Source organism: Dermatophilaceae bacterium Soc4.6, assembly GCA_039889245.1.
GTDB lineage: Bacteria > Actinomycetota > Actinomycetes > Actinomycetales > Dermatophilaceae > Lapillicoccus.
Genome location: JAZGVH010000002.1, coordinates 1,253,041 through 1,272,361, shown reverse-complemented (window position 1 = coordinate 1,272,361; position 19,321 = coordinate 1,253,041). Strand labels below are relative to the sequence as shown.

Sequence of the window (19,321 nt, the reverse complement as noted above, 5' to 3'; positions counted from 1 at the left end):
CGTTCGGAGACCGTTCACCTGCGGCCCCGCAGGCCCGTGACCCCCCACCCCAGCAGACCAGGCAAGGAGGCCCTCCGTGGCCAGCATCGAGGCAGTCGGCGCCCGTGAGATCCTCGACTCGCGAGGCAACCCCACCGTCGAGGTCGAGGTCGCCCTCGATGACGGGACGATCGCCCGTGCCGCCGTGCCGTCCGGCGCCTCGACCGGGGCCTTCGAGGCCTCGGAGCGCCGCGACGGCGACGCCGGGCGCTACCTCGGCAAGGGGGTGCAGTCGGCCGTCGACGCGGTGCTCGACGACATCCACCCACGACTGGTCGGCTTCGACGCCAGCGAGCAGCGCCTCGTCGACGCCGAGATGATCGAGCTCGACGGGTCGGCCAACAAGTCGGTGCTCGGGGCCAACGCCATCCTCGGCGTCTCGCTCGCCGTGGCTCGCGCGGCGGCCGACTCGGCCGGTCTGCCGCTCTTTCGCTACGTGGGTGGTCCCAACGCCCACGTCCTGCCGGTTCCGATGATGAACATCCTCAACGGTGGTGCGCACGCCGACTCCAACGTCGACATCCAGGAGTTCATGATCGCGCCCATCGGTGCGCCCTCTTTCCGCGAGGCGCTGCGCTGGGGCGCGGAGGTGTACCACACGCTGAAGGGCGTGCTCAAGGAGCGTGGCCTCGGCACCGGGCTGGGCGACGAGGGCGGCTTCGCCCCGAGCCTCGAGTCCAACCGGGCGGCCCTCGACCTCATCCTCGTGGCCATCGACCGGGCGGGCTACGTCGCGGGCACCGACATCGCGCTCGCGCTCGACGTCGCGGCGACCGAGTTCCACACCGACGGCGGCTACGCCTTCGAGGGCGGCACGAAGACCGCCGAGGAGATGGTCGACTACTACGCCGAGCTCGTCGATGCCTACCCGCTGGTCTCCATCGAGGACCCGCTCGACGAGGAGGACTGGGAGGGCTGGCACGCGATGACGGTGCGCCTCGGCGCTCGCGTCCAGATCGTCGGCGACGACCTCTTCGTGACCAACCCCGAGCGCATCCAGCGGGGGATCACCGAGGGCACGGCCAACGCGCTCCTGGTCAAGGTCAACCAGATCGGGTCGCTGACCGAGACCCTCGACGCCGTCACCCTCGCCCAGACCAACGGCTACCGCTGCATGATGAGCCACCGCTCGGGCGAGACCGAGGACGTCACCATCGCCGACCTCGCGGTCGCGACCAACTGCGGCCAGATCAAGACCGGCGCCCCGGCGCGGTCCGAGCGGGTCGCGAAGTACAACCAGCTGCTGCGCATCGAGGAGGAGCTCGACTCGGCAGCCGTCTACGCCGGCGCCGGAGCCTTCCCCCGCTTCGTCGGCTGGGAGCCGGCCGCAGCGCCGGGCGACACCAGCGCCGAGCCCGACGACGTCGCCTCCCCGACGGACGACTCGTCGACCAGCGACCCGTCCTGAGGTCCGTCGCGATGACCCGCCGCACGAGCACGAGCACGGGCCCGACGAGTCGCCGTACGGTGAGTCGCGGCGAGGTGCGCTGATGGGTGCGGACCGTCGGCGGCCGGGCACCCGGCGGGCGCCCGCGCCCGCGGGGCGTCGTCCGTCCTCGGCGGCGCGCAGCCGCACCGTGCCGCCCGAGCCTCGCCAGGCGACGGCCTGGGTGCGCGGGGCCATCCTGGCCTCGATGCTCGTGATGCTCGCAGTGACGATCGTGCCGACCGCCCGGTCGGTCATCCGGCAGCGCAGCCAGATCTCGGCCCTCCACGAGTCCATCGCGGTCCAGCAGGACGACGTCGTGCAGCGTCAGGCCGAGCTGGCCCGGTGGAAGGACCCCGCCTACGTCGAGCAGCAGGCGCGTGAGCGGTTGAAGTTCGTCCGGCCGGGCGAGCGGTCCTACAGCGTGATCGACCCGTCTGCGGGCAAGGTGACCGTGCCCTCGGGGGCCACGATCGCCGCGCCCCAGTCGTCGAGCACCCGGCCGTGGTACGGCCAGATATGGCAGTCGGTGCAGCTCGCCGACCGTCCGACCGCCGGGATGGAGCCGGTCGCGCCGTGACGTCGGCGTCCACCGGGCCGATCGACGACGCCGGGCCCGTGGCGGCCGCCGACCTGGCTGCGGCGTCCCGCCAGCGCGGCCGCGAGGTGCGCGGGGTCGTGGCGGTCGCCCACCGCTGCCCGTGCGGGGAGCCCGACGTGCTGCGCACGCGGCCACGGCTGCCCGACGGCACGCCGTTCCCCACCAGCTACTACGCGACCTGCCCGCGCCTGACGGGCGCGCTGAGCACCTTGGAGAGCGACGGGGTGATGCGCGAGATGCAGGGTCGTCTCGCGAACGAGCCCGAGCTGGCGGCGGGCCATCGGGCGGCACACGACGACTACCTGCGGCGCCGGGCCGAGCTGGGCACGGTACCCGAGATCGAGGGCATCTCCGCGGGAGGAATGCCCGACCGGGTCAAGTGCCTGCACGTGCTGGCGGCGCACGCCCTCGCCGTCGGCCCCGGCGTCACCCCCCTGGGTGACGAGGCGCTGGCCCGTCTCGAGCCGTGGTGGGAGCCCACGAGCTGCGCGGCCCTCGCGGCCCTCACCGAGGGGCAGGCGCTCGATGGCTGACGTCGTGCGGGTCGGCGCCGTCGACTGCGGCACGAACTCGATCCGACTGCTGGTGGCCGATGTCATGCCCGACGGCGCGATCGTCGACGTGCTGCGCCGGATGGAGGTGGTCCGCCTCGGGCACGGCGTCGACGGCACGGGGCGCATCGACCCCGAGGCGATGGAGCGCACCCTGCGGCAGGCCCGCGAGTACGCCGCCCAGTGCACCGAGCTCGGTGTGGCGGCCGTCCGCTTCGTGGCGACCTCCGCCTCCCGGGACGCCTCCAACGCCGCCGAGTTCATCGCCGGGGTGCGCGCCGCCTTCGGCGCGTTCGACCTCACGCCCGAGGTGGTCACCGGGGCCGAGGAGGCTGCGCTGTCCTTCCGCGGAGCCACGGGTGACCTGCAGGCGGCCGGCTTCGAGGGCCCCTACCTCGTGGTCGACCTCGGCGGCGGGTCGACGGAGCTCGTGCGCGGCACCACGGTCGTGCAGGCCGCTCTGTCGACCGACGTCGGCTGCGTGCGACTCACCGAGCGGCACCTGCACGACGACCCTCCGACCGCCGACCAGGTGGACGCGGCGACGCGAGACATCGAGCAGGCCGTGCGGGCCGCTGCCGATGCGGTCGACTTCACCCCGGTGCGCACCCTCGTCGGGCTGGCGGGCACCGTGACGACGGTGACCGCGCACGTCCTGCGTCTGCCCGCCTACGACCCGGTGGCCATCCACCTGTCGGTGACCACCCCCGACGACGTACGGCGTGCTGCTCTCGACCTGCTGGCCCTCTCCCGCCCTCAGCGGGCCGAGCTCGGCTTCATGCACCCCGGCCGGGTCGACGTGATCGGCGGGGGCGCCCTGATCTGGGAGCGGGTCGTCACGGCCGTCGAGGCGGCCACCGCGCAGACCCGGGCGGGCAGACCCCTCGCCGTGGTCACCAGCGAGCACGACATCCTCGACGGGATCGCGCTCAGCGTCGCCGACGGATTGCGCCGCCCCACCCGATGAGGACTCCAGCCCCCGACAGGGAAGCGCCCCCGGTGCCGCTCTCGCTCGGGGGTCGAGTGCGGGCGCCGGGGGCGCGTGTTCCCGTGATGTGGCAGCAAGCGCGACCGGGAGTCCGGGAGTGCTCTCGGCCCTTCTTGCTGCTGAGGAGGAGCCTGTCATGCCGGCCGACCTCGGCCATCAGCCATGACGTCTGACGCGAGTAGTCCGAATAGCCACTGATGTCCGCTTTCACCCTTCGGTCGGAGGGGGCCCCGAACACGAGAGTGCCCCCGGCGCCGCTCCCGCCCGGAGGCGGTGAGAGCGGCGCCGGGGGCGTCGTGTCTCCCGGGTGAGGCAGCACGCGCGACCGCGGAGTCCGGGAGAGCTCCGAGTCCTTCGTGCTGCTGGTGATGAGACTGTCACGCCCGGATCGGGGTGACCATCGGCCGTGACGGCGGGGGTGGTCGTCCGAAAGGCCAGCCTGTCCCGACGGATGCACCAGGCCGCCGCTACGGCAGCCTGGCGTCGAGGGCGGCGATGATCTCCGGCCGCAGGGCAGCCGCGTCGACGACCTTGTCGACCGCACCCACCCGCACGGCGCGGCGGATGCTGTGGATGCCGTCGAACTGCGCCGCGACCTCTCCGAGCTTCTCGGCGCGCACCGCCGTCCGGATGTCGGTGAGGGCCACGCGTCGAGCCGCCCGCTCGTCCTCCGAGGCCTGTGCGAGCGACTGCTCCGCCGCGCTCACCCGGGGGTCTGCCGCCGTGCGCGCGTCGACGTCGGCGGTGAACACCACGGCCGCGGCGGGGGCGCCACCGAGCACCGACGCGAACGACCCGTCGACCGCGAGGACGGTCATGCTCGGGTTGAGCGCCTTGGAGAAGACCACGAAGGCCCCACCGTGGTATCGCGAGACGACGGTGAAGACGATCGGTCCGTCGAAGTTGACGATCGAGCGGCCGATCTCGGCGCCGTACTCCAGCTGCAGCGCCCGCATCGACTCGGGTGAGCCGTCGAAGCCCGACAGGTTGGCCAGCACCACGACCGGCCGGTTGCCGCTGGCGGCGTTGATGGCGCGCGCGACCTTCTTCGACGAGCGGGGGAAGAGCGTGCCCGAGGTGTAGGTGTCGGGCCCGTCGGTCGGCGGCACGCCCCGCCTCGGCACCGACTTGCTCTCGATGCCGATGAGGGTGACCGGGTGACCCCCGAGGTGCACGTCCTGCACCACGGCCGTCTCGGCGTCGGCCATCCCGGCCCAGCGCTCGAGCACCCGGTGGTCCTGGTCCGACACCGCGCGCATCAGGGTGCGGATGTCGAAGGCCTTCTTGCGGTCGGGGTTGGTCGCGGGCGAGAAGATGTCACCGACGGTGGTGAAGTCCGACCCCTCCAGCACGTGCGGGTAGGGCGACACGTCGCGGTCGGTGGGGTCGCTCGTCGCCGCCCGCCGGGGCCCGGTCTCGCCGGGGAGCACGTAGGAGTGGTCGTAGTGCTCGAGCAGGATGCCGACCGCGCCGGAGAGGTCGGGCGCCCAGTACTGTGCCTGGCCGTTGGGGCCCATGACCCGGTCGTAGCCGCCGATGCCGAAGTTGTCCTCGGCCGAGACCCCACCCGAGAAGTCGAGCGACTGCTTCCCGGTGAGCACCATCGCGCTGTCGGGCGTCATGACGAGGATGCCCTTGGTGTGCATGAGCATCGTCGCCTCGGCGTTCCAGTAGGGCTGGGCGCCGACGTTGATGCCGGCGACGACGATGTTGATCTCGCCGCCGTCCTGGGTGAACTCGATGATCCGCTTGAGCGCCCGCGCCACGGCATCCATGTTCTCCACGCCGGAGTCCATCGAGATGCGGGCGCCGGCCGAGAGGGCGTACCACTCGAGCGGCACCCCCATCTGCTGGGCGAGGTCGATGGCGGCGACGACCCGCGAGCACTCCGGCTCGGAGACGGCTCCGAGGGCCATGGTGGGATCGCCCGCGATGGTCACCCGGGTCACGCCCTCGGGGTGCAGGCGGGTGCGGGTGGTGACGACCCCGGCGACGATCCCGGCGGTGTTGAGCCCGGGCGCCCGGTCCACCGGCACGAGCCGGCCCGCGTCGTCGAGGTCGTACTCCTGGGAGGAGCCGCCGGGGCCGGCGACCATCTCCTGGACCTCGTAGGGGTAGACGAGGCCGCGACGGCGAGCGCGCAGCACCTTCTGCTGGTAGTCGTCGACGGGGGCCAGCAGCTCGGCCGGCGGCTCGCCGATGGTCGACGTGACCCCCGAGCCGGGGCTGTAGAAGAAGCGCGCCGAGATCGGGACCGTGGTGCCGTCGGGGCCGGGCACGCGGCCGTCCGCGAGGATCTCCTCGATGCCGGCCCCGGCGGTGAGGGGAGCGATCTTGTCGCGGAGGGCGGCGATCTGCTCGACGTCGGCCTCGATGACGGGCCAGACGTGCAGCCACACGAGGTTGGTGTCGAGCCGGGCGCCGGCCGCCCCGCGCGCGGCCCGGGCGCGTCGGATCGCCTCGAGGCAGCCGGCGATGGCGCGCTCGACGTGGGGGATCGAGGTGATCCGCCCGCCGTCGTCGCGCACGACGGAGAACTGCCGCACCTGGGCCATCGCGACGAGCCGCTGGTCGGCGGGGTTGTCCTTGGCGGTGGCGTGCAGCAGCAGCACGTCCTCGGGCCCGTCGACCCGGGTGAGGTCGAAGTGGCGCAGGCGCCACAGGTTGAGCCGGCGCCCCACCATCGGGTGCACGCCGCGCACCAGGTCGTCCTCGAAGAGGCCCCCGGGCGCGGGGCCCGAGGTGGCGAAGGTGGCGTCGTGGTCGGGCCGGAAGGTGAAGTAGGCGACGTCGCGCGCACCGCCGGGGGCGACGGCCAGGGCGACGCGGCGTGCGCGCTGGGTGAAGCCGAGGGAGGCCAGCCGGTCGCGCAGGGCGCCCGACGCCTCGTCGGGCTTCTCGGGCAGCCCGGGCCACGACAGGTAGAGGTCGACCACCACCTCGTGGTCGGTGGTGGCGAGCCCGACCTGGTGGTCGATGGCGGCGACGAGAGGGCTGTCCGGAGACAGCTCGTCGACCGTGCCGATGGTGGACACGAGGTGGGTGGGGCGCTCGTCCAGCACGTAGTCGGCGACGGCGAAGGGCCGGCCGTCGACCGCGAGGGAGCGCACGCCGTCGAGGGCGTACTCGCGGTAGTGCCGGCGGACCAGCACCTCGAGCATCGGCTCGGTGCCCGGCAGCTCGCCCTGGAGGCGTTCGCCGAGGAACTGCACGACCTGCTCGGGGATCGCGGCGAGGGCCTCGATGCGGGCGGCGCGGTCAGGGGCGTCGGGGTGGTCGGCGAGGTCGGCCACCTCGGTCTGCACGTGGGCGAGCACCGAGGCCCGCTCGGCGTCGACGAGGGGCTGGTCGAACCAGCGGAAGCGGACGCTGCGGGCGAGGTCGCCGACGATGGGGAACCGCAGCTGGGTGGCCAGCACGAGGCGGTCGAGCGTGTCGCGCACCACGCCGTCGAGGGGTGCGGCCGGGCGCGGCTCGGTCGTCCACCGCTGGAGCAGGGCGGTCGCGACGGTGACGTCGGGGGTCGAGCGCCGCTGGGCGAGGAAGATGCGGAAGACGGCGTCGTCGAGCTCGCGGGTGCGGTCGAAGGAGTCGACGCGGTAGTGCTCGAGCACCCGGCGCAGCTTGCTGCGGAACTCCTCGGTGAGGCCTCCGCGGTCGGGGTCGAGGGTGCGCAGGTAGGTGTGGAAGAACTCCCGCGGTGAGTGCACCGTGCTCTGGGGCGCCCGCTCGGTCGCCATCGGGCGGTTGCGTGACAGCTCGGCGAAGTCGGCGAAGACGCGCAGCAGCTCGAGCTCGTCGCCGATGGGGGCGCGGCCGTCGGCCGCCAGCTCGTCGCGGGCCCCGAGGTAGCCGCGCAGCGCGTGCCCCTCGGCCGTTGGGTCGACGTCGTAGCCGAGCAGCATGCCGCTCAGCTCGGTCAGACCCTCGCGGGCCCGCTCGTCGGCCGTGCCGTCGGGGGCGGGCAGCGGCAGGTCGAGGTCGACCGCCGAGACCGGCGCGGCTGTCTCCTGCGGGCCGTCAGCGATGGGCTCGAGCCGGATCAGCGGCGTGCCGGTCTCGACTTGGCTGCCGGCCGAGACGTGCAGCTCGCGCACGGTCGCGGCATACGGGGCGGGGAGCACCGTCTCCATCTTCATCGACTCGAGGACCAGGACGGGCTGCCCGGCCGTGACCGTGGCCCCGACGGCGACCGGCGTCGCGACCACCAGGGCGGGGGCGGGCGATCGCAGCACGCCGCCCTCGTCGCGGCTGACGCGGTGCGTCGTGCCGTTGACCTCGACGAGGTGCACGGGCCCGTGGGTGGCGGTGACGAGGCGGTAGCGCTGCCCCTCGAGGGTGAGGCGCGCGGTGTGGTCGTCGATGCGGTCGAGGTCGGCGTCGACCGGCGTGAGGTCGTCGACGCCCACACGGAAGCGCAGCGGTCCGAGGCGGTCGACCCGCACCTTGTACGACGAGCCGCGCAGCTTGAGCTCGACCGTGCGCCCACCACGGTGCTGCACCTGCGGGCGGCCACCGCTCGCGGTCTCGAGCAGTCGCGCGACCTCGACCTGCTCCTGCTCCTCGTAGGCCTCGATGCCGGCCACCACGAGCGCCACCCCCGAGTGGGCGCTGGAGACGAGGCGCCCCTCGCCGCGCACGCGGTCGATCCATCCGGTGTCACACGACCCGTCGACGACCTCGGGCTGCTCGAGCAGGTCGATGACGAAGCTCTTGTTGGTGGAGCCGCCCTCGATGACGACGGTGGTCTCCGCCATCGCCCGGCGCAGCCGCCCGAGGGCCTCGTCGCGGTCGCGGCCGTAGGCGATGATCTTGGCGATCATCGAGTCGAAGTCGGCCGGGATCACGTCGCCCTCGCCGACCCCGGTGTCGACGCGGATGCCGGGGCCCGAGGGCAGGGTGAGCAGCGCGATGCGGCCGGGGGACGGTGCGAAGTCGCGGTCGGGGTCCTCGGCATTCAGCCGGGCCTCGACGGCGTGGCCCTTCTCGGCCGGCGCGGGCCCGACCAGGCGTCCCCCGCCGGCGACGTGGATCTGCAGCTTCACCAGGTCGACGTCGGTCGTGACCTCGGTGATCGGGTGCTCGACCTGCAGGCGGGTGTTGACCTCGAGGAAGGCAAAGAAGCGGTCCTGCGGGTGGTAGAGGAACTCGACCGTGCCGGCGCCGGCATACGCGACGCGCACGGCGAGCCGCTCGGCACTGGCCTTGAGCTCGGCGACCTGCTCGGGGGAGAGGACGGGTGAGGCCGACTCCTCGATGACCTTCTGGTTGCGCCGCTGCACCGTGCAGTCGCGCACGCCGAGGGCCCAGGCGTTCTGCCCGTCGGAGATGACCTGCACCTCGACGTGCCGGGCGCCGGTGACGAGCTTCTCGAGGAAGACGACACCGCTGCCGAACGAGCGCTGGGCCTCCTCGCGGGTGCGGGTGTAGGCGTCGCGCAGGTCGTCGTCGGAGGTGATGACGCGGATGCCGCGCCCGCCGCCGCCGGCGGTCGCCTTGAGCATGAGGGGGTAGCCGATGCGGGCCGACTGCGCCAGGGCGTCGTCGAGGGTGTCGACCGCGCCACGGCTCCAGGGGGCCACGGGCACCCCGACCTCCTCGGCGATGAGCTTGCTGCCGATCTTGTCGCCCAGCTGGCGCATGGCCTCGGGGCTCGGCCCGATGAAGGTGACCCCGATGCGCGCGCAGAGCTCGGCGAAGGTCGGGTCCTCGGCGACGAAGCCCCAGCCCACCCACGCGGCGTCGGCGCCGCACTCGCGCAGCGCCCGCTCGAGCACGGCGTGGTCGAGGTAGGGGCGGGCGGAGGCGGGGCCGAGGCTGACGGCCAGGTCGGCCTCGCGGACGAACATCGCGCGGCGCTCGCCGTCGGTGTGCAGCGCGACGACCTCGATCGACGTGCCGTGCTGCGCGTTGAGGTCGCGCACGGCATGGATCAGGCGCATCGCCGACTCCCCGCGGTTGACGACTGCGATCCGCCGGAACGTCGTGGGCGCGGGACCCCCGGCCGGCTCGTCGATCCCGGCGGCTGTGGTCGTCATCAGGGTGTCCATCACCGCGAATCTGTCACACCACCGGCCTACTATCGAGTCAACCTGCCGGTGGGTCGTCGAGGTGTGCGTGGCAGGCTGGCCGAATGGAGTCGCCGGAGCCCGCCACGTCGCTCGCTCCCCACCCCGTCACGGGCCGGCTCTTCGCCTCGCCGGTCCCGCCGGGGACGGGCTGGCCGGGTGACCCGGCTGATGCCTCGACCCCGGTCGCGCGCACCGCCGCAGCCGTCGTGCGGCTGGCCTCGTCGGCGCCCGACACCGCGACGCTCGACGCCCGCATGTCAGTCTGTCGGGCCTGCCCCCGGCTGGTGAGCTGGCGCGAGTCGGTGGCGCGCACCGGTCGGCGGGCCTCCTTCGCCGACCAGCCCTACTGGGGTCGTCCGGGCCCCGGTTTCGGTGACCCCGACCCGGGGTCGGTCGAGGTGCTGGTCATCGGCTTGGCCCCAGCGGCCAACGGTACCAACCGCACCGGGCGGATGTTCACCGGAGACCGCAGCGGTGACTGGCTCTATGCGGCCCTGCACCGCGGCGGGTTCGCGAGCTCGCCGACGTCGGTGGCCAGTGGCGACGGGCAGGTGCTGCACGGCATCCGGATCGTGGCTGCCGTGCGGTGTGCGCCGCCGGCCAACAAGCCGACCCCGGCCGAGCGCGACACCTGCGGGGCGTGGCTCGACCGCGACCTCGAGCTGGTCGCCCCGCGGCTGCGCTCGATGCTGGCCCTCGGCCAGATCGGGTGGGACGCCAGCCTCGCCGCCGCCCGCCGGCAGGGGTGGGAGGTGCCCCGCCCCAAGGCCCGTTTCGGGCACGGCGCGGAGGCGGCGCTCGGCACGCCGTACGGCGTCGTGCGGCTGGTCGGCAGCTACCACGTCAGCCAGCAGAACACCTTCACCGGCAAGCTGACGGTGGAGATGCTCGACGAGGTGATCGGGCGGCTGTGAGCGTCAGGTCGGGGCGTCGTAGGCCTCGAGCAGGCGGTCCGCCGCGGCTGTCGCAGGCAGCTCGCCGGCAAGGACGGCACGTCGTACGTCGTCCTGCACCGCGCGCACCCCGGGGGAGTGGCGCAGCCGCTGGTCGAGCTCGTCGCGCACGAGGGCCCAGGTGAAGTCGAGCTGCTGCCCGGCGCGCTTGGCCGCCAGGCCCTCGACGCCAAGGTGGTCGCGGTGCTCGTGCACGTGGCGCCACAGGTCGTCGATGCCGATGTCCTCGAGGGCGGAGCAGGTGACCACGGGCGGCGCCCACTCGCCGTGACCGCGCACGAGCCGCAGCGCGGAGGCGAGCTCGCGGGCCGCCGACCCCGCCACGACCTGCTGGTCGCCGTCGGCCTTGTTGACCGCGACGACGTCGGCGATCTCGAGGATGCCCTTCTTGATGCCCTGCAGCTGGTCGCCGGTGCGGGCCAGGGTGAGGAAGAGGAAGGTGTCGACCATGCCGGCGACCGTGACCTCGGACTGCCCGACGCCCACGGTCTCGACGAGGATCACGTCGTAGCCCGCGGCCTCGAGCACCGTCATCGCCTGCACCGTCGCCCGCGCGACGCCGCCGAGTGTGCCGGCCGCGGGGGAGGGGCGGATGAAGGCGTGCGGGTCGGCCGCGAGCCGGGCCATCCGGGTCTTGTCGCCGAGCACCGAGCCGCCGGTGCGCACCGACGACGGGTCGACCGCGAGCACCCCGACCCGGTGCCCCGCGCGGGTCAGCCGGGTGCCGAGGGCCTCGATGAAGGTCGACTTGCCGACCCCGGGCACGCCCGAGATGCCGACCCGGACGGCGGCGGGGGCCACCCCCACCGCGGGGGTCGACTCAGAGTCAACCTCGGCCCCGGGCCCGGCGACGAGGGCGGTCAGCAGCTCACGCGCCGCCAACCGGTGCGACGGGCGTCGCGACTCGACCAGCGTGATCGCCTGGGCCACGGCCGCCCGACGCCCAGCCCGTATGCCGCACAGCAGCGCCGACACGTCGACCTCGCCCCCGCGACCACCAGGCACCCTCGCCGCCTCGCCCGCCTCACCCGCCTCACCCACTGCACCCGGGTCCACCGGTTCGCCCAGTGCACCCGGGGTGCTCACGGTGCTCAGTGGTCCAGCTGCTCGCGCAGCCGGGCGAGCAGGTCGAGGGCCGACTCGGCGATGACGGTCCCGGGCAGGAAGATAGCGGCCGCACCCATCTCGAGCAGACGCGGCACGTCGTCGGGCGGGATGACGCCACCGATGACGACCATGATGTCGCCGCGCCCCTGCTCGGCCAGCGCCGCGCGCAGGGCCGGCAGCAGGGTCAGGTGCCCGGCCGCGAGCGAGCTGACGCCGACGATGTGCACGTCGTTGTCGACCGCCTGCTGCGCGACCTCCTCGGGTGTGGAGAAGAGCGGGCCCACGTCGACGTCGAAGCCCATGTCGGCGAAGGCGGTGACGATGACCTTCTGCCCGCGGTCGTGCCCGTCCTGGCCCATCTTGGCCACGAGGATGCGCGGGCGTCGGCCCTCGGCCTCCTCGAACTGCGCGGTCGCGTCGACCACCTGGGTCACCAGGGTGCCGCCGGCGTGGGTGGACTCGTCGCGGTACACGCCGCTGATCGTACGGATCGTCGCCTGGTGCCGGCCGTAGACCTTCTCCAGCGCGTCACTGATCTCCCCGACGGTCGCCTTGGCCCGCGCGGCCTCGACGGCGAGGGCGAGGAGGTTGCCCTCGAGCGAGCCGGCGGGCGGGGGCCCCGCCTCGGCCGAGCGGGTGAGCGCCTCGAGGGCGGCCCGTACGGCCGTGTCGTCGCGCTCGGCCCGCAGCCGCTCGAGCTTGGCGACCTGCTGGCGGTAGACGGAGTCGCCCTCGACCCGCAGCACGTCGAGCTGGTCCTCGGTGGCCAGCCGGTAGGTGTTGACGCCGATGACCTTCTGCGACCCCGAGTCGATCCGCGCCTGGGTGCGCGCCGCCGCCTCCTCGATGCGCATCTTGGGGATGCCCTGCTCGATGGCCCGCGCCATGCCGCCGGCCTCCTCGGCCTCGACGATGTGCGCCCAGGCCTTCTCGGCCAGGTCGTGGGTCAGGCGCTCGACGTAGTAGGAGCCACCCCACGGGTCGATGGTGCCCGTCGTGCCGCTCTCCTGCTGCAGCAGCAGCTGCGTGTTGCGCGCGATGCGCGCCGAGAAGTCGGTGGGCAGCGCGATGGCCTCGTCGAGGGCGTTCGTATGGAGCGACTGCGTGTGCCCCTGCGTCGCCGCCATGGCCTCCAGGCACGTGCGGGCGACGTTGTTGAAGGGGTCCTGCGCCGCGAGCGACCAGCCGGAGGTCTGGCTGTGGGTGCGCAGGCTCAGCGACTTGGGGTTGGTCGGCTCGAACTGGCGCACCAGCCGGGACCAGAGCGCCCGGGCCGCGCGCAGCTTGGCGATCTCCATGAAGATGTTGGTGCCGATGGCCCAGAAGAACGACAGGCGCGGGGCGAACTGGTCGATCGTCATGCCGGTCGCGAGGCCCGCGCGGATGTACTCGACCCCGTCGGCGAGGGTGTAGGCCAGCTCGAGGTCGGCCGTGGCCCCGGCCTCCTGGATGTGGTAACCGGAGATCGAGATCGAGTTGAAGCGCGGCATCCGGGCGGAGGTGTAGCTGAAGATGTCGGAGATGATCCGCATCGACGGTGCGGGCGGGTAGATGTAGGTGTTGCGGACCATGAACTCCTTGAGGATGTCGTTCTGGATCGTGCCCGCCAGCTGCTCGGGCTCGACCCCCTGCTCCCCGGCCGCGGCGATGTAGAGCGCGAGCACCGGCAGGACGGCGCCGTTCATGGTCATCGACACCGACATCTCACTCAGCGGGATGCCGTCGAAGAGCGTGCGGGTGTCGTAGATCGAGTCGATGGCCACGCCGGCCATCCCGACGTCGCCGCGCACCCGCGGGTGGTCGGAGTCGTAGCCGCGGTGGGTCGCGAGGTCGAAGGCGACCGACAGCCCCTTCTGCCCGGCGGCGAGGTTGCGGCGGTAGAAGGCGTTGGACTCCTCGGCGGTCGAGAAGCCGGCATACTGCCGCACCGTCCACGGCTGGGTGGTGTACATCGTCGGGTAGGGTCCGCGCAGGAACGGGCTGAGACCCGGCCACGTGTCGAGAGCGTCGAGCCCCTCGAGGTGCTCCGGCCCGTAGACGGGGAGGATCTCGATGCCCTCCGGGGCCAGCCAGGGATCGATTGGCACCGTCGGTGTGCTTGGTGTTTCGCTCGTCCCGCCCGCGAGGGTCAGCCCGGCGAAGCTGCTCGGGACACTCATGCGGAGACCTCCGTCTGGGCGGCGGTGGGGCTCGGCGCCACCAGGTGCTCGCGGGTGCGGACGAGGAAGGCGAGGGCGTCGACGCCGGTGGCGCACGAGTCGTCGGCCCACGGCTCAGGCGTGCCGGCCACGACGACGTGGGTGACCCCGGCGGCCCGCAGGGCGGTCGCGGCCTGCTCACCCCAGGCCCTGTAGGCCGCGTCGGTCCCCGCCAGCACGGCGACGCTCTGCCCGGAGTAGGCGGAGACGAGGTCGGCGGGGCCCTCCGTGGCCCCGGCGACGTCGGCTGCGATGCCGCCGGCGGCGAGCAGGTTGGTCGCGAAGGTCGCTCTCGCCGTGTGCTGGGCGATGGTGCCGATCGTCGCGAGGAAGGCTGCCGCAGAGGGCGGGTCGTCACGCAACGCCTCGAAGGCGGCACCCCAGCGGCGCACCGGCGGGGCGAGCGGGTCGGGCTCCCGCACGAGGCGGGTCGCGGCGAGGTCGGGGTATTCGCTGAGCCCGGTGATCGGCTGCCGACGGGTAGCGACGAGCCCGTCGCGTCGCACCGCCGCCTCCTCGATCCGGGCCCGCAGGCTGCCGTCGGCCAGCGCGGCGGCAATGCCGCCGGGTCCGTCGAGGCGACCGAGCTCGGCCCAGCCGGCGACCGCGAGGTCGTCGGTGAGGCGCTCCACGGCATAGGCACCGCCGGCGGGGTCGCTGACGGCGGCGACGTGCGCCTCGTCGAGCAGCAGGGCGCTGGTGTTGCGCGCCATCCGTCGCCCGAGCGTGTGAGGGCGGCCGAGGGGGGAGTCGAAGGCCAGGACGGTGACGGCGTCGGCGCCGCCGACCCCCGCGGCGAAGGCGGCGACGGTGGTGCGCAACAGGTTGACGTGGGGGTCGTAGGCGCTCATCATCGGGCGGCTCGTCACCGCGTGCTGGCGCTGGGGCACGTTCGTGGCGCCGGACAGCTCGAGCACACGCGCCCACAGGCGCCGCGCCGCGCGGAGCTTGGCGATGGTGAGGAACTGGTCGTCGGTCGCGGCGTAGCGGAACTCCATGAGCCCCGCCGCGTCGTCGACCGCCACCCCGTCGGCGGTGAGCGCGCGCAGGTAGGCGGCGCCGACCGCCATCGAGTAGCCGAGCTCCTGGGTGTCGGTGGCCCCGAGGTCGTGGGCGGCGGTCGCGTCGACGACCACGCCGAGGACACCGGCTGCGAGGGCGAGGCGGGCCACGGCGAGCAGGTCGGGCAGGGCCTCGACGTCGGCCGACCCGCCTCGCAGGCGGGCAGAGACCGGGTCGGCACCGAGGTTGGTGCCGGGCGCGGGCTCGGTGCCGTCGAGGTGGGCGAGGAGGGCGCGGGCGGTCGCGACCGGGTCCTCGGGGGCGTCGAGCACGACGGGCGCGAGGTCGAGGAAGACGCCGTCGAGCAGCGTCGGCAGGTCGGCGTCGGTTGTCACGCGCAGCCACAGTGAGGTGACGCCGCCCTCGAGGTCGGTGAGGGCCTCGTCGTGCCCGGTGGCCGTGTGGGTGGCGTCGGCGCTGATGAGCGAGCGCACGTCCCAGGCGCCGGGGCGCTGCGGGCGCCCGCTCGTCGTGCGGGCCTCGAGGTCGCCCGGCGTGCCGAGGGGGGTGACCTCGACGCCGTCGAGGGTGGTGCGGGTGAGGGCGCTCCATACGAGGTCGTTGGGGTCGTCGTCGGCCAGGCGCCGGGCCTTGCGCAGCACGGCAGCGGCAGCAGCCTCCCACTCGGCGCGGTCGTGGGTGTCCTGCGGGGCAGACAGGGCCAGGCTGCCCTGCTCCGGCTCGAGGTCGGTGCGCTGCTCGGGGCCGCCGTCGACCTCGCTCTCCGGCCGCTCCGCGGCGATGTTGCTCATGCTCGGCAGCCTATTGACCGGGTGGGTGCGGCGCCCACTCCTGCGGGTGTCGGGCTCGTCACGGCCGCCGGTCCCACCGGTGCGAGGGCTAGTCTGGGCGACCGTGACCTCCGACCCCCCCGTCCTCGCCGTCACGGTGCTCGGCGCCGACCGACCCGGCATCGTCTCCGACGTGACGGCCGCCCTCGCCGGCCTCGGGGGCAACCTCGAGGACTCGACGATGACGCTGCTGCGCGGGCAGTTCGCCATGGTCGTGCTCGTGCGCACCACCCACCCGGTCAGCGACCTCGAGCAGGCGCTCGCCGGGCTCGTCGTCGACGGCTCGCTCGTCGTCGACGTGCGCGCGATGCCGCAGACCCCACCCTCGGGGCCCGGAGGTGCGGCCTTCACGCTGCGCGTCCACGGGGCCGACCGGCCGGGCATCGTGGCCGCCGTCACCCGGGTGGTGGCCGGCCACGGCGCGACGATCGTCGACCTCGGCACCCGGCTCTCGCGCGGGCTCTACGTGCTGACCGCCGAGCTCGTGCTGCCGGCCGACGCCACCCCGGCGCGGCTCGAGCAGGAGCTCGCCGCGGCGGCCGAGAGCCTCGGGGTCGACGTGCACCTCGACCCGGTCGACGACGACCTGCTGTGACCTGGTCGATGCCGGCCCTGCCGTCTGGCCGGGTGCTCACGGTCGTCGAGGCGCCCGACCCCGTGCTGTCGCAGCCGGGTGCCCGGGTCGACCCGACGGCGCCAGACGTGGTGCAGCTGGCCGCTGACCTGCTCGCGACCCAGGAGGTCTCGCCCGGCTGCGTCGGCCTCGCCGCCCAACAGGTCGGTGTCGCCTGGCGGATCTTCTCGGTCGACGTGACGGGGCACGGCAAGACCCGCACCTGCCACGGCTCGTTCGTGCTCGCCAATGCCGACGTCGTCACCTCGTCGCGGCGCGAGAAGGGGCGCGAGGGCTGCATGTCGGTGCCCGACCTGACCGGCGACGTCGCCCGGGCCCGGCGCCTGACCGTGCGCGGCCAGCTGCCGGTCACGGGTGAGTGGGTCGAGGTCGTCACCGACGCCTTCGAGGCCGTCGCGCTCCAGCACGAGATCGACCACACCGACGGCCTGCTCTTCCTCGACCGCGTGCCCGGCCCGGGCGCGGTCCACGCCAGACGCACCTACCTCTGACGTCCCGCGGGGGGCTGCTCGTCCCCTACGCAGGGCCGAAGGTGTGGTGAACCGCCTCCACGTTGTTGCCGTCGAGGTCCCGCACGAAGGTGGCGTAGTAGCCGGGGTGGTACTCCGGCCAGACCCGCGGAGGGTGAAGCACCTCGTAGCCAGCGGCCACCGCGGCCGCGTGCACCGCGTCGACCGCGGCACGGTCGGGGGCGGTGAAGGCGAGGTGCGCCTCGTGCCGCGTGCCGGGAGGCGCCCCGCTCAGCCAGAAGTGCGGGAAGCCGTCGGCGCCCGCGATGCCCACGACCGGCTGGTCGTCGGTGGGGGAGCGCATCGCCTCCCGCATCCCGATCGGCGCGAAGACGGTGACGTAGAACGACAGGGCGGCCTCGACGTCGCCAGCCTGCACACCCAGGTGATCGATCATGACCCCAGCGTGTCACCGGAACCCCGCTCGTGGCAGGGGGCGAGCACCTAGAGTTGGCGCGCCCCCGTAGCCCAACCGGCAGAGGCAGGCGACTTAAAATCGCTGGGTTGCGAGTTCGAGTCTCGTCGGGGGCACCCACCACCCGAGCCCACCACCAGAGGAGAGCGATGCTGCTCCCGTTCCAGGACCACACCCCCGCCGTCGACCCCGCCGCCTGGGTGGCGCCGAGCGCCACGGTCATCGGCAACGTGCGGCTCGAGGCCGACTCCTCCCTCTGGTACGGCGCCGTGCTGCGCGCGGAGTTCGAGCCCATCGTCGTGGGGCCCGGCAGCAACCTGCAGGACGGTGTGGTCGTGCACACCGACCCCGGCTTCCCGACGACGATCGGCGAGGGCGTCTCGGTGGGTCACCGGGCGGTGCTCCACGGCTGCACCGTCGGCGACGGCACCCTGGTCGGGATGAGCGCGACGGTGCTCAACGGCGCCGTCATCGGCACCGACTGCCTGATCGCCGCCGGGGCGGTGGTTCCCGAGGGGATGGTCGTGCCGCCCCGCTCGCTGGTGGCCGGCGTCCCGGGCAAGGTCCGCCGCGAGCTCGACGACGACGCGGTGGCGGGGGTGCGGGCCAACGGCGTCTTCTACGTCGAGCTCGCCCGGCTGCACCGCGAGGCCAACGAAGCCGCCGGTTGACCCGTTCGGTCGAGCCCTGTCGGCCCCGCCTGCCAGACTGCTCTCGAGACGCGGGAACACCACGGACCCGCCGTACGTAGATCTGTTGACGAGTGCTCGATCCGAGCACCTGAGCACGCGGAAGTAGGAGAAGCGATGGCCGGCAACAACCCGGTGTTCTCGCGGTTCGAGAAGAAGGTCAAGAGCGACGGGTACGCCGGGTTCGGCCGCGGCGGCACCGCGACGAGCCCCCTCCCCGGCCAGCAGGCACCGTTGTCCCCCCAGGATCTCGACACCATCTACCGGGGCGCCTCCGCCGGTCCCCGCGAGACCGGGCGCCTGACCCTCGACGACGTCGTCATGAAGACCCTCGGCCTCTTCGCCGTCGTCATGGTCAGCGCGACCACCTCGTGGTTCGTCACCCAGGGCAGCCCCGACCTGACCATGCCCGTCTGGATCGGCGGCATGCTGCTCGGTCTCGGGGTGGGCCTCGCGATCGCGTTCATGAAGTCGGTCAGCGTCCCGCTGATCGTCCTCTACTCGGTCTTCGAGGGTGCCTTCCTCGGCGCCTTCAGCCGGGTCATCGAGCAGACGCCGCAGTATGCCGGCATCGTCCCGACCGCGATCGTCGCGACGCTGGCCACCTTCGCCGGCATGTTCGTCGGCTACAAGGTCGGCCTGATCAAGGTCACGAGCAAGTCGCGTCGCATCTTCGGCATGGCGGCCATGGGCTACCTGCTCTTCAGCCTGGTCAACGTCATCGGCCTCTTCGCCGGCTGGACCGACGGCTGGGGCTTCGGCGGCTCGGGCATGCTCGGCATCGGCATCTCGATCCTCGGTGTCGGGCTCGCGTCCTACTCGCTCGCGATCGACTTCGACAGCATCGACACGGCCGTGCGCATGCAGGTGCCCGAGAAGTACTCCTGGCTGCTGGCCCACGGCCTCATCGTCAGCCTGGTGTGGCTCTACATCGAGATCGTCCGGCTGCTCGCCCGCCTGCGCGACTGACCGAGTCCGGGCGTCACACTCGTATGACCACCTCTCCGCCGAGATCGCCTGTGTCCCAGGAGGTCTCGGCGGAGCTGCGTCGGGTGCTCGAGCGGTGGCGCACGATGACACCGGTGCAGTCCGAGGTCGGTGCGCTCCCCATGCGCGCCCTGGTCGGCGATCTCGCCCGCGAGAGCGGCGCTCAGGTCCCGGTGCCGGACCTCGGGCCGCACGTCCTGCCTGACCAGCTCGCGGTCGTGGTCCACGACGCCTGTGCGGCGGCCGTGGCCGGCATCCCAGAGAGGCTCACGCAGCTGCGCCGGGCCCTGTGATGCCGGG

At 73.3% G+C, this 19,321-nt stretch carries 15 protein-coding genes and 1 tRNA gene; 11 read left to right on the top strand and 5 right to left on the bottom strand.

All coding sequences use genetic code 11. The annotated features are described in order from the left end of the window. Positions 1-76: 76 nt before the first annotated feature. From eno to V3N99_05860, 4 genes are all read left to right on the top strand, one after another. Positions 77-1,447: a phosphopyruvate hydratase gene (eno, locus tag V3N99_05875; GenBank protein ID MEO3936274.1), complete on the top strand. Its 1,371-nt coding sequence runs from the start codon at positions 77-79 to the stop codon at positions 1,445-1,447. 82 nt (positions 1,448-1,529) lie between these two features. Further along, on the top strand, positions 1,530-2,045 hold the full coding sequence (locus V3N99_05870) for a septum formation initiator family protein (protein ID MEO3936273.1): 516 nt from the start codon (positions 1,530-1,532) through the stop codon (positions 2,043-2,045). Next, positions 2,042-2,599: a DUF501 domain-containing protein gene (locus V3N99_05865; GenBank protein MEO3936272.1), complete on the top strand. Its 558-nt coding sequence runs from the start codon at positions 2,042-2,044 to the stop codon at positions 2,597-2,599. Before V3N99_05870 ends, V3N99_05865 begins: the two co-directional genes overlap by 4 nt. After that, a complete protein-coding gene (locus tag V3N99_05860; GenBank protein MEO3936271.1) occupies positions 2,592-3,584 on the top strand; it encodes a Ppx/GppA phosphatase family protein in 993 nt (330 codons plus the stop codon). The genes V3N99_05865 and V3N99_05860 overlap by 8 nt, the downstream gene beginning before the upstream one ends. Before the next feature lie 488 nt (positions 3,585-4,072). Here the strand turns inward: V3N99_05860 and V3N99_05855 are convergent, their stop codons facing one another. Continuing rightward, entirely contained in the window at positions 4,073-9,643 is a 5,571-nt protein-coding gene (locus tag V3N99_05855; GenBank protein MEO3936270.1) for a carboxyl transferase domain-containing protein, read from the bottom strand. A 95-nt stretch (positions 9,644-9,738) separates the two neighbouring features. Between V3N99_05855 and V3N99_05850 the strand changes: the two genes are divergently transcribed. Further along, positions 9,739-10,590 carry a uracil-DNA glycosylase gene (locus V3N99_05850; GenBank protein ID MEO3936269.1) on the top strand — a complete coding sequence of 284 codons (852 nt, stop codon included), beginning with the start codon at positions 9,739-9,741 and terminating at the stop codon, positions 10,588-10,590. Between the two features lie 3 nt (positions 10,591-10,593). Here V3N99_05850 and meaB read toward each other — a convergent pair whose 3' ends face one another. The 3 genes from meaB to V3N99_05835 all read right to left on the bottom strand — a co-directional run bounded on the left by meaB (position 10,594) and on the right by V3N99_05835 (position 15,748). Further along, the gene (meaB, locus tag V3N99_05845; protein ID MEO3936268.1) at positions 10,594-11,634 is read right to left on the bottom strand and encodes a methylmalonyl Co-A mutase-associated GTPase MeaB; all 1,041 of its coding nucleotides are present in this window, start codon (positions 11,632-11,634) and stop codon (positions 10,594-10,596) included. 86 nt (positions 11,635-11,720) lie between these two features. Further along, positions 11,721-13,823 carry a methylmalonyl-CoA mutase gene (scpA, locus tag V3N99_05840; protein ID MEO3936267.1) on the bottom strand — a complete coding sequence of 701 codons (2,103 nt, stop codon included), beginning with the start codon at positions 13,821-13,823 and terminating at the stop codon, positions 11,721-11,723. A 68-nt stretch (positions 13,824-13,891) separates the two neighbouring features. Then, complete coding sequence (locus V3N99_05835; protein MEO3936266.1) at positions 13,892-15,748, bottom strand: methylmalonyl-CoA mutase family protein; 1,857 nt, start codon at positions 15,746-15,748, stop codon at positions 13,892-13,894. A gap of 103 nt (positions 15,749-15,851) precedes the next feature. Here V3N99_05835 and V3N99_05830 point away from each other — a divergent pair, with 103 nt between their 5' ends. Together V3N99_05830 and V3N99_05825 are read left to right on the top strand one after the other, a co-directional pair. Beyond that, complete coding sequence (locus tag V3N99_05830) at positions 15,852-16,382, top strand: ACT domain-containing protein (GenBank protein MEO3936265.1); 531 nt, start codon at positions 15,852-15,854, stop codon at positions 16,380-16,382. Continuing rightward, on the top strand, positions 16,379-16,912 hold the full coding sequence (locus V3N99_05825; GenBank protein MEO3936264.1) for a peptide deformylase: 534 nt from the start codon (positions 16,379-16,381) through the stop codon (positions 16,910-16,912). Before V3N99_05830 ends, V3N99_05825 begins: the two co-directional genes overlap by 4 nt. 25 nt (positions 16,913-16,937) lie before the next feature. Here V3N99_05825 and V3N99_05820 read toward each other — a convergent pair whose 3' ends face one another. Then, positions 16,938-17,327, bottom strand: coding sequence for a VOC family protein (locus V3N99_05820; protein MEO3936263.1), 390 nt, complete (start codon positions 17,325-17,327; stop codon positions 16,938-16,940). Positions 17,328-17,387: 60 nt separating this feature from the next. Here V3N99_05820 and V3N99_05815 point away from each other — a divergent pair. From V3N99_05815 to V3N99_05800, 4 genes are all read left to right on the top strand, one after another. Continuing rightward, a tRNA-Leu gene (locus V3N99_05815) sits at positions 17,388-17,461 on the top strand. 33 nt (positions 17,462-17,494) lie between these two features. Continuing rightward, positions 17,495-18,016, top strand: coding sequence for a gamma carbonic anhydrase family protein (locus V3N99_05810; protein ID MEO3936262.1), 522 nt, complete (start codon positions 17,495-17,497; stop codon positions 18,014-18,016). 135 nt (positions 18,017-18,151) lie between these two features. Then, positions 18,152-19,003: a Bax inhibitor-1/YccA family protein gene (locus tag V3N99_05805; protein MEO3936261.1), complete on the top strand. Its 852-nt coding sequence runs from the start codon at positions 18,152-18,154 to the stop codon at positions 19,001-19,003. 23 nt (positions 19,004-19,026) lie between these two features. Further along, positions 19,027-19,314 carry a hypothetical protein gene (locus V3N99_05800; protein ID MEO3936260.1) on the top strand — a complete coding sequence of 96 codons (288 nt, stop codon included), beginning with the start codon at positions 19,027-19,029 and terminating at the stop codon, positions 19,312-19,314. The last annotated feature ends 7 nt before the right edge of the window (positions 19,315-19,321 follow it).